General features: G+C 48.3%; 12 protein-coding genes. 5 read left to right on the plus strand and 7 right to left on the minus strand.

Translation table 11 applies throughout. From position 1 onward, the window contains the following. Positions 1-48: 48 nt before the first annotated feature. The 4 genes from HGP28_RS16815 (at position 49) to HGP28_RS16830 (ending at position 3,633) form a co-directional block, all read left to right on the plus strand. A complete protein-coding gene (locus HGP28_RS16815; RefSeq protein WP_168837618.1) occupies positions 49-933 on the plus strand; it encodes a D-hexose-6-phosphate mutarotase in 885 nt (294 codons plus the stop codon). Between the two features lie 132 nt (positions 934-1,065). Then, complete coding sequence (rlmA, locus tag HGP28_RS16820; RefSeq protein WP_168837619.1) at positions 1,066-1,923, plus strand: 23S rRNA (guanine(745)-N(1))-methyltransferase; 858 nt, start codon at positions 1,066-1,068, stop codon at positions 1,921-1,923. Positions 1,924-2,017: 94 nt separating this feature from the next. Beyond that, on the plus strand, positions 2,018-3,013 hold the full coding sequence (locus tag HGP28_RS16825; RefSeq protein ID WP_168837620.1) for a ChaN family lipoprotein: 996 nt from the start codon (positions 2,018-2,020) through the stop codon (positions 3,011-3,013). Positions 3,014-3,270: 257 nt separating this feature from the next. Then, positions 3,271-3,633 (plus strand): hypothetical protein, encoded by a 363-nt coding sequence (locus HGP28_RS16830; RefSeq protein WP_168837621.1) that lies wholly within the window; start codon positions 3,271-3,273, stop codon positions 3,631-3,633. Positions 3,634-3,642: 9 nt separating this feature from the next. On the opposite strand, the gene HGP28_RS16835 is transcribed toward HGP28_RS16830, so the two are convergent. After that, positions 3,643-4,080: a YcgN family cysteine cluster protein gene (locus tag HGP28_RS16835; protein ID WP_168837622.1), complete on the minus strand. Its 438-nt coding sequence runs from the start codon at positions 4,078-4,080 to the stop codon at positions 3,643-3,645. A gap of 165 nt (positions 4,081-4,245) precedes the next feature. Here HGP28_RS16835 and HGP28_RS16840 point away from each other — a divergent pair, with 165 nt between their 5' ends. After that, entirely contained in the window at positions 4,246-4,494 is a 249-nt protein-coding gene (locus HGP28_RS16840) for a YkgJ family cysteine cluster protein (RefSeq protein ID WP_168837623.1), read from the plus strand. Positions 4,495-4,528: 34 nt separating this feature from the next. On the opposite strand, the gene recR is transcribed toward HGP28_RS16840, so the two are convergent. The 6 genes from recR to HGP28_RS19380 all read right to left on the minus strand — a co-directional run bounded on the left by recR (position 4,529) and on the right by HGP28_RS19380 (position 9,387). Then, positions 4,529-5,131, minus strand: a complete 603-nt coding sequence (gene recR / locus HGP28_RS16845; RefSeq protein ID WP_168837624.1) for a recombination mediator RecR — start codon at positions 5,129-5,131, stop codon at positions 4,529-4,531. 8 nt (positions 5,132-5,139) lie between these two features. Then, on the minus strand, positions 5,140-5,469 hold the full coding sequence (locus HGP28_RS16850) for a YbaB/EbfC family nucleoid-associated protein (RefSeq protein WP_168837625.1): 330 nt from the start codon (positions 5,467-5,469) through the stop codon (positions 5,140-5,142). Positions 5,470-5,890: 421 nt separating this feature from the next. Continuing rightward, positions 5,891-7,999: a DNA polymerase III subunit gamma/tau gene (dnaX, locus tag HGP28_RS16855; RefSeq protein WP_168837626.1), complete on the minus strand. Its 2,109-nt coding sequence runs from the start codon at positions 7,997-7,999 to the stop codon at positions 5,891-5,893. An 8-nt stretch (positions 8,000-8,007) separates the two neighbouring features. Then, positions 8,008-8,553: an adenine phosphoribosyltransferase gene (gene apt, locus HGP28_RS16860; RefSeq protein WP_168837627.1), complete on the minus strand. Its 546-nt coding sequence runs from the start codon at positions 8,551-8,553 to the stop codon at positions 8,008-8,010. Positions 8,554-8,858: 305 nt separating this feature from the next. Then, the gene (locus tag HGP28_RS16865; RefSeq protein WP_168837628.1) at positions 8,859-9,245 is read right to left on the minus strand and encodes a YbaN family protein; all 387 of its coding nucleotides are present in this window, start codon (positions 9,243-9,245) and stop codon (positions 8,859-8,861) included. 10 nt (positions 9,246-9,255) lie between these two features. Then, entirely contained in the window at positions 9,256-9,387 is a 132-nt protein-coding gene (locus HGP28_RS19380; RefSeq protein ID WP_281355593.1) for a hypothetical protein, read from the minus strand. Positions 9,388-9,530: the final 143 nt, after the last annotated feature.

Consider the following 9,530-nt stretch of genomic DNA (forward strand, 5'->3'; position numbering starts at 1 on the left):
TTTTTGCAGTTTGCTTTTGGGATGCCCCAAAGCCGCTTGGAGTTTAATATGGACTTTACTTCCTATTCGACCGAAACCGTTTTGTCAGATGCTGTGACTATCATTAACGTCGGCCAAAACAAAGTGGTACGTATTCAACATGAACTGGCCAACGCCGCTATCTCCCTTTTCGGTGGTCATATTCTCTCTTATCAACCTAAAGGCGAATCTGACCTCATTTGGATGAGTGAACAGGCCGTATTTGACAACAAAACAGCTATCCGTGGCGGCATTCCTATCTGTTGGCCCTGGTTTGGCCGCATTGCAGCGCCGGCGCATGGCTTTGCGCGCACCTCACAGTGGGCACTCGTCGAACACCGTGAAAATGAACATGGTGTCATTATTGAATTAGCCTTAGCGGAAAATGACGATACCTTGGCCATTTGGCCCCACTTATTTGATTTACGACTGCGCGTTGAAATTGGCCGCGAACTCACGGCAGTATTAAACATCACCAATACCGATGTTGCGCCTTGGTCATTTTCAGGTGCTCTGCATACTTATCTCAACGTCGGCGACATTACCCAAGCAACAATACGCGGTATGGGCCCTTGCTATCTAGATAGCCTTAACAGCGGCGCACTGACGCACGGTGATGAAACCCTACAGCTAAGCGATACCATCGATCGTGTTTATACGCTGCCCGACAATCTAATCACATTAAACGACCCGTCACTTGACCGACAACTTTGTGTTCGTAACCAAGGCAATAACACCGCCGTATTATGGAACCCGTGGTCTGAGGGCGCTAATGCGATGAGTGACATGCAAAATGATGGCTACCAAACTATGTTGTGCATCGAGTCCACTTGGCATGCGCCAAGCCTTGAACAAGGCAAAACGCTATCAACGGGTGAAACTCACCAGTTAATCACTCGAATCGGCGTTGCTTAGCGTTAAGTACGATAAATTTCTGCCTATACCCAAGAACGGTTCAACGAGAACGACTTGGGTATACCCGCTGGTCTTTTATTTTGGTCCAGCTTTGCTACACTCAGCGCCCTGCTCCTTATCATCGAGACTATTATGGCTGCGTCCTCCGCTTATCACTGTCCATTATGCCACTTACCATTAGCATTAGAGCAACGCACTTATCGCTGTGCCAATAATCATCAGTTTGATGTCGCCAAAGAAGGCTACGTTAACTTAATGCCAGTGCAGCATAAACGCTCTAAAGATCCCGGTGATAATAAAGAAATGATGCAAGCTCGCCGTCGATTCTTAGCCAGCGATCACTACAATCCACTGCGTCAACACGTTGCTAGTCTGTGCGTCGAGCATTTGCAAAACACATCGGGTCAGCTGCTTGATATTGGCTGTGGTGAAGGCTATTACACCACTGAGTTTGCCAACCATTTGCGCCAAGCAAATGAACAAGCTCATGTCTTTGGACTTGATATATCAAAAATCGCGATTCGCTACGCGGCCAAACGCTACCCAAACTGCGATTTCGTTGTCGCATCGAGCCATCGTTTGCCTTTTGCAGACAGATCACTTGACGGCATTGTGCGCATTTACGCCCCGTGTAAAGCAGAAGAGTTAGCTCGAACGGTGCGTTCTGGTGGTGTGGTGATTACTGTCACGCCTGCCGAGCGACACTTACTGCAATTACGTGAATTGATCTATCAAGATGTTCGTATGCACAGTGAAGCGGCCGAGGACCTAACCGGATTTGAGCTGATTGATGAGCAAAAACTAAATTATGAGATGGCACTCAGTGGTCATCTGGCTCTTGATTTACTGCAAATGACCCCATACGCGTGGAAAGCCAACGATGCGCTACGTGCAACACTTGCCGCTTACGACACATTTGCTTGCGAAGTCGACTTCATGATTCGAGTGTATCAACGCGCAATCGTCGATGATTCTGAAGCGGTACAATAACCCCGCCAATCTCATTCCTTGTGCAACCTTGCCAAAGCGAACCGCTAAACTGAAACAAGCGGAGGCTCGCCCTTCGAAATAAACTGGAGGGCGCATGGCAAACAAAAACAGAATCGTTCGTCGCTGGGCTTACGCTCGTCATCTCGTATTGACCGCTCTGATGACCTCAAGCCTGGCATTTGCCGATAATAGTGCGCTCACCCCTGACCACTTTTACGATTATCGCCTAAGCACTCCGTCACTTGAGCCACTGCAGCTTGATACTTTAGTTTCGCGGCTGCATGACGTCGATGTGATCCTAGTGGGGGAATGGCATACTCACCCCGCGGTTCACCACTTGCAATTTGAGTTATTGCGCGCATTACACCAGCAGCGCTCTGATGTTGTACTCTCACTCGAACACTTTAGCCGAGAGGCTCAACATGCTCTCGATCAATACCTCAGTGGCCAGATTGGTGAAACACCTTTTATTAACCTGACCCAAGCGTGGCCGAATTACGCCAGCGATTATCGCCCTCTTATCGAGTATGCTAAGCAGCATCAAATTCCGGTGATCGCGGCAAACGCCCCCAATACCATTGTTAGGTGTATCGCTCGCTATGGCTTAGCGTATCGCCACCATTTACCGCATGAGGAACAAAAGTGGATTGCCAAACACGTTGATGTCTCATCCTCACCTTACAAGTCTCGCTTCACCGAATTGATGTTTTTTGGCAATGCCGAACATACCGAGCGTCAATACGCGGCGCAAAAAACCTGGGACGACACTATGGCGGAAAGTATCGTGACTCATCTAGCCAATGCATCAGCGACGCAAATCATCCACTATGCGGGCGCATTCCATGTCGAACAGGGGCAAGGTATTGCCGCCACCATTCGTAAGTTAAACCCCAGTTTGACAGTCGCAATACTGTCACCGGCTAACCCGACGCTGTCAGCGCAAATCGGTTATTTGATCCACCTATTGCCAATGCCAACCCGCTATCTACCAACCGATAATATACGGCGCCATTATCACCAATCCGCCACTCGCCAGCCTCAGCACAACGCGCCCTGCTACCCCGCGCCAAAAGCGAGCGGTATTAAATAGCGGGTAGCCTAACCTAATGGCATAACCCTAGAGCTCAACGACTCTAAACATAACAACCGCTCATTTTCACGCGTTCGAGCATGGTTAAATTTGCACCGTATGGAATGATTTTTGCTTTGTTGTTGCTGAATAATCTCCTCTTGCACACTAAACATTTTGTGTGATTTCGAGATCATGAGCGCAAAAATGCAGCAAAAGTTTTATTCATGCTGGTCGATAGTTAATTAAGTACTTGGGTATATATTGAGGAGTCAGCGATGAATACGATCAAACCGACCCATACGGCGCCCTATTCTGCGACCGTGCGGCCGCAAACGCCTGTCGCGCCGGGTCAGTCTGCCAGTGACTCATCTACCACTCAGGCTACACCTGCCACCCAAGTGACCCTGTCAGCTGAGGGAAAGGCTTTACTCGCGGCGCTGTCTCAAATTGATAAAGAGAGCCAGCAACGGTCTGAAGAGCCGAAAACGGTAACCGATAAAGTCGCGGCGTTCACTCATGGCGCATTAGGAATGGATCATCCCGATAAGGTGGAAGAGAAAGAGGACGACTCATACTCCGCCGGCCAATACCTCTCTGGCGCATTAACCTTAGGTGGTATTTTACTTGCGATTGTTTAGGGTCGCTGATTATAGCTGCCTGTCTGAAATAATATGATCTTCCCAATCAACCACATCAATTTCGTACACCACACGATTACGTACGCTTTGCCCTGCCGCATGCATTGCCGCTTTTGACCCCGTAATTAAGGGATGCCACTGTGGTAATGGTTCACCTTGTGCGAGCAAGCGATAAGCACACGTCATTGGCAACCAATGAAACTCTGGAATTTGCTCACGAGTGAGTTTTAAGCAAGCTTCACCCGAATTAAAACGATTTGGGTAATCTTTGCAGCTGCATGTTTTGCTGTTCAGCCAACTGCACGCAATGTTGGTGTAATAAAGCTCGTCAGTTTCATCATCGATAAGCTTATGCAAGCAACACTTCCCACAGCCATCACATAATGATTCCCACTCTGATTCACTCATTTGCTCGAGCGATTTCGCTTGCCAAAACGGCTTATCCATCCCAAATACCCCAGTTTCAATTGATGGGGGGGTTATACGCTGAGCACTAACAAAGTTCAAGTGCTGCACCGAACGATTCTCTACGCGAGAAGAAAGAGGCTTTTGGATTCACGCTAAAATTTGATACCATCCGCTCCCTATAATAGGACGGGTATAGAGGCTTTTATGGAATGTCGATTAGGTTGCGGCGCGTGTTGTATTGCACCCAGTATTTCGTCTGCCATTCCGGGTATGCCCAATGGCAAGCCAGCAGGAATGCGCTGCATTCAGCTCAATGACGACAATTTATGCAAGTTGTTTGGGCGTCCAGAGCGCCCCAAAGTCTGCCATCAATTTAAGCCATGCGCTTTTGTCTGCGGTACGACGAATGCGCAAGCGTTAGCCAATTTAACCGAGCTTGAAAAAATGACCTAAGCTGAAAAAAACGCCGCAAAAGCGGCGTTATCAACTAAAGCAATTTGTGTCGACCAAGCAAGGAGTGAGACAAGGTGGTACCATCCACAAGCTCAAGTTCTCCTCCAACTGGGACACCGTGCGCAATACGGCTCGCGCTCACCTGATGCAAACGGCAAAGCTCAGCAATATAATGCGCGGTTGCTTCACCTTCTACCGTCGGGTTTGTAGCAAGAATCACTTCACTGATCCCGCCTTGTCCTAGACGCCAATCCAAAGTGTCGAGCCCAATATCACCCGGGCCTATGCCATCAAGCGGCGAGAGATGCCCCATTAAGACAAAATAACGACCAGAGAATTGGCCTGTCGCTTCGACTGCTGCGATATCTGCCGGGCTTTCCACCACACAAAGCTGACCGTTTTGTTGACGCTTTGGGTTACTGCAAATGTCACACACGTCTTGCTCTGTAAACGTGCGGCACTCTGTGCAATGACCAATTTCCGTCATGGCCTGACTCAAGGCATCGGCTAACTGAACCCCACCTTTACGGTCACGTTGCAGTAAGTAAAACGCCATACGTTGAGCTGACTTAGGGCCAACGCCGGGTAAACAGCGTAGCGCTTCCATCAGCTGCTCTAACATGTGACTGGTGCGCATTGAAACCCTTAAAATGGCATCTTCATGCCCGGTGGTAATTGCATTCCACCGGTTACCGAAGCCATTTTCTCTTTTTGCGTTTCTTCAATACGGCGCGCCGCGTCATTGAAAGCGGCTGCAATCAAGTCTTCTAGCATCTCTTTATCGTCTTCCATCAAGCTCTCATCAATCTCAACGCGACGTACGCTGTGACTGCCGGTGATGGTCACTTTAACAAGACCTGCGCCAGACTCACCAACCACTTCCATATTGGCAATTTCTTCTTGAAGCTTTTGCATACGCTCTTGCATCTGCTGGGCTTGCTTCATCAAGTTGCCCATGCCACCTTTACCGAACATAATTTTCTCTCTTGTTGTCACGGATTGTTTTAACACTCAATAATGGCCAAAAATCAAAACACTTTGCGGGAGAGCATCATGGCTCACTTTGATTTTAAGACAATAAGTTATACCCAAGTAACCTCAAGATGCGAGGTTCAGCGAGAATGACTTGGTTTGTCAGTGAGGCGAGGATTTGAAGATTGAGTGGCTCTCGATCGAAAATCGTCAACAAAGCTGATAAACCAAAACAGCTAGCCCTTTGGGAGCCGATCACTGAACTGATGGCTGCGTTAAACAACTTAAAAATAGACTGGCTATTTCGCTACGTTGTTTGCCTTGCTCTCAGCCCAGTGAGTCGGCTCTGAATCCTGCATCTTGAGGTCACTTGGGTATAGTGTATTAGTTGGGGCAAACTCGAGATGTTTCAACCCCGTGCAAATTAAATAGGTCGGACGGTTTCGCGTTCCAATTCGGCGGCAAATCGGCGCTGAATAAACTGCACCGTGGCATCGCTCTCAAGACTGTTCAAGGCCTGCTGCCAATGCTGCTGATATAGACGCTCACGCAGCTCCAACGGCGTTTCGCCTGACTCACCGATCTCTATCGATAATACGTGTGGCTGACCAAGTTGATGATTTAATGCCGCGAGCAATTCGCTTTGTGCTCGATCCGTATTGAGGTGCGCTTGATTAGCCCTTAACGTTAAAAGTAGGGTGTTATCGTGTTGCGTCAATGCGGAATTTAACGCAAGCTGCTCAACCAATTTTGAGATAGATAGCGTTCGAATCAATCGCGCCCAATCATTTTGTTCACACGCCTCGTCCGCTAAACGCGCGACCATTTCCGGGGTTTTCTCATGCTCAAGCGCTTGTTTTACCTCGCTTGGTTTAAGAACCGGCGCGCTTGGCATTACCGCCACTTCTTGAGAGGGGCGCCATTGATAAGGTTCATCATTAGCCACAACATTCTGTTTTGGCGCTGCTGTGGGTGACACTGGTGCGTGTTGCTGCCTGATACGAGTCAAGACAGACTCTTTGCCCGTACCGTGTTCAGACTTTTTTGTCCCATTTGATGCATCGCTCCCCCCTTTTTGCTGGCGTTGAGAACGCAGTTGATGGCGAAGCCCTGAGGTTGTTGCTGGCTCAGGACTCTCTACCTCACTGCGGGCAGGCGCAGCAGAAGATGGGGCGGGAGAGCTGACTGTTTGCACTGCAGGCTCATTCACCAATGGCGATGATGCGGTAACTTGCGGCGTCATGCTATGTGCTTGCTGCGGATCGCGTGCACTAATTGACGCATTCACAGGCTGAGAATACGTTGGAACGTTGGGTTCGGCAGCGCTTTGCGTTGGGGCTGACACCGTCGGTCGCGTTTGAGGTTGGATTGACTGCGCGGCAGTTTGCGATGTCACTTCCGTTTGAGCCATTGCCACCGGTGCAACAATAGGCTGAGCCGCAATTGTCGGCGCAGGACGGAACGCTAGCATACGTAACGCAATCATTTCCATGGCAATTTGACCACTTGGCGCCAGTGGCATTTCATCGCGACCTTTGAGCGCCATATGATAGTAGAGCTGAACATCTTGAGGGGTCAATAGCCCACTAAGTCGCTCAATTCGCTCTGCATCGGGTTGCGCTTTATCTAAACTGGCAGGCAACACCTGACACAAGGCAACACGATGTAGCTGCGCGGCAAGCTCTTGCAACAAACTGTCCCACTCGATGCCATTTTGGGCAAATTGAGCCAGTTGAGTCATCACGTGCGGGACTTGTTGTGTTGCCAACGCATCCAGTAAATCCAACGCTTGATCGGTATCAATAGAGCCCAACATGTCACGCACCAAATGCGCTTCAATGTGACCATTTCCTAATGCAATCGCTTGATCCGTCAGACTTAATGCATCACGCATACTGCCATCGGCAGCATGCGCAAGCAGACCTAATGCACGAGATTCTGCATTCACACCTTCTTGAGCAAGAATGTACTCAAGTTGCTCTTGAATGTTGCTCGCCGCAATAGGCTTTAGATGAAATTGCAAGCAGCGAGATAAAATCGTCACTGGCAACTTTTGTGGATCGGTCGTTGCTAGCAAAAATTTAACGTACTCGGGCGGCTCTTCTAAGGTTTTAAGCAACGCATTAAAAGAGTGCCGCGATAGCATATGCACTTCATCAATCAAATAGACTTTAAATCGACCACGTGCGGGTTTGTACTGCACGTTATCGAGTAAGTCTCGAGTATCTTCCACTTTAGTGCGCGAGGCGGCATCAATCTCAAGCAGATCGACGAAACGCCCCTGGTCAATTTCTTGACAAGAAGCGCAAACACCACAAGGCGTCCCTGTGATGCCGGTTTCACAATTTAAGCCTTTCGCAAACAAGCGCCCAATCGTGGTTTTTCCCACGCCTCGAGTACCACTGAGCAAGTAAGCATGATGCAATCGATTTTGGTTGAGTGCATTACCAAGTGCGGTCAAAACATGGCCTTGACCAACGACTTGCTCAAATGTTTGCGGGCGCCATTTACGCGCTAAAGCTAGATAACTCATAAACGGAATTAGTGACCTTCGAATTCACAAATGCTATAGACATTTAGACCAAGCGCTTGCAAACGCTCTGTACCACCAATCTCAGGCAAATTAATCACAAACGCTGCGTGCTCAATCTCACCACCAAGTTTACGAATCAGCTTAGTGGTTGCTTCAATTGTGCCGCCAGTGGCGAGCAGATCATCTACCACAAGAACTTTATCGCCTTCATTTATTGCATCGACATGGATCTCAAGCGTATCTACGCCGTACTCAAGTTCATACGATTGTGCAATGGTCGCACGTGGCAACTTACCTGGCTTACGCACAGGAACAAAGCCAACACCGAGTTCAAGTGCGAGCGGCGCACCAAAAAGGAAACCGCGTGCTTCAGTCCCAACCACTTTGGTAAAGCCCATATCTTTGTACTTCTCAACCAGAAGTCCAATGGTGGCACGATAAGCTTCAGCATCTTCTAATAAACTGGTGACATCACGAAAAAGAATCCCCGGTTTTGGATAATCCTGAATACTTTTAATGCTCGCTTTAATCAGTGAAATTGTATCTGTAGTCATAACTTCGATTTACTTGAATTGTGCGCTCTTGATAAAAATCAATAGCGACGATATGAAAATTAACCCTAGGTTAACAATGAAAGAAGTGGCATAAGTGGCACGTCGCCACTGTATACCCAATTCACTTGAAGATGCTGGTAAGCGACTGGCAAACAAAGCCTCTAAGCATAGGTAAACTATGTGATGAGGTTTATGAGCGCCCGTCAACACCGCTGCAACTTCAACTAGAACGGGTATAGATGGATAAATCACTTCCCTGCAATATTAGTGATTTTCTTGTTCGGCAGCAACCAATCTGTCGTCAATTACTGTTGTTCTATTTCAGGCAAACGTAAAAACCAACTCAGTAAGCACGCCGCGAGCGCAAGCAGCATCAACTTTAACCAAAGCGCATTCACCCACCAAATCGAAAAGGCAAAGCTGGCAACAATCATCACGGTTCCTTTTCGCTTTACATTGGGCGCAACCGCACGGTGTTGCTGCCAATCCATCAAGATGGGGCCAAATGTCTTATGTTGGTGTAGCCAAATATGAAAACGGGGAGAGCCTTTAAACCAGCAGGCGCTGGCAAGAAGGATAAAAGGCGTGGTGGGCAACAGGGGCAAAAAGAGCCCCAGAAGACCAAGGAATAAACAAAGTCCACCTGCTAGATTAAATAGCCACATGGTTATTTTAGTGATAGTGGACTCCATTTCTTTTCAATCAAAATCTTGCGTAGTCGTTCACCACACGCAGCCAAGTTAAAATTGCGGGCAGTGTCGGCAGTGCTAGCACTACCAAAAAAGCGAGAAAATAAAAGATATTATACGGCTCATGCACCTGATTGTCTGCCATGACACATTACTCCTTTTGATTCAAAATATTAATTCGACAGACTCTCCCCAAGATAATGGGGTAGAAAGGGTATATACCCAAGTGACTTCAAGATGCTGGATTCAGAGCCGGCTCACTGAGCTGAGAGCAAGGCAAACAACGCA

Source organism: Vibrio agarilyticus (assembly GCF_012641465.1).
In the GTDB taxonomy this organism is placed as follows: domain Bacteria; phylum Pseudomonadota; class Gammaproteobacteria; order Enterobacterales; family Vibrionaceae; genus Vibrio; species Vibrio agarilyticus.

Excerpts from the sequence above, each read along its gene's own strand:
- HGP28_RS16815 (WP_168837618.1), top strand. The coding sequence starts at position 49 with ATGGACTTTACTTCCTATTCGACCGAAACCGTTTTGTCAGATGCTGTG.
- rlmA (WP_168837619.1), top strand. The coding sequence starts at position 1,066 with ATGGCTGCGTCCTCCGCTTATCACTGTCCATTATGCCACTTACCATTA.
- HGP28_RS16825 (WP_168837620.1), top strand. The coding sequence starts at position 2,018 with ATGGCAAACAAAAACAGAATCGTTCGTCGCTGGGCTTACGCTCGTCAT.
- HGP28_RS16830 (WP_168837621.1), top strand. The coding sequence starts at position 3,271 with ATGAATACGATCAAACCGACCCATACGGCGCCCTATTCTGCGACCGTG.
- HGP28_RS16835 (WP_168837622.1), bottom strand. The coding sequence starts at position 4,080 with ATGGATAAGCCGTTTTGGCAAGCGAAATCGCTCGAGCAAATGAGTGAA.
- HGP28_RS16840 (WP_168837623.1), top strand. The coding sequence starts at position 4,246 with ATGGAATGTCGATTAGGTTGCGGCGCGTGTTGTATTGCACCCAGTATT.
- recR (WP_168837624.1), bottom strand. The coding sequence starts at position 5,131 with ATGCGCACCAGTCACATGTTAGAGCAGCTGATGGAAGCGCTACGCTGT.
- HGP28_RS16850 (WP_168837625.1), bottom strand. The coding sequence starts at position 5,469 with ATGTTCGGTAAAGGTGGCATGGGCAACTTGATGAAGCAAGCCCAGCAG.
- dnaX (WP_168837626.1), bottom strand. The coding sequence starts at position 7,999 with ATGAGTTATCTAGCTTTAGCGCGTAAATGGCGCCCGCAAACATTTGAG.
- apt (WP_168837627.1), bottom strand. The coding sequence starts at position 8,553 with ATGACTACAGATACAATTTCACTGATTAAAGCGAGCATTAAAAGTATT.
- HGP28_RS16865 (WP_168837628.1), bottom strand. The coding sequence starts at position 9,245 with ATGGAGTCCACTATCACTAAAATAACCATGTGGCTATTTAATCTAGCA.
- HGP28_RS19380 (WP_281355593.1), bottom strand. The coding sequence starts at position 9,387 with ATGGCAGACAATCAGGTGCATGAGCCGTATAATATCTTTTATTTTCTC.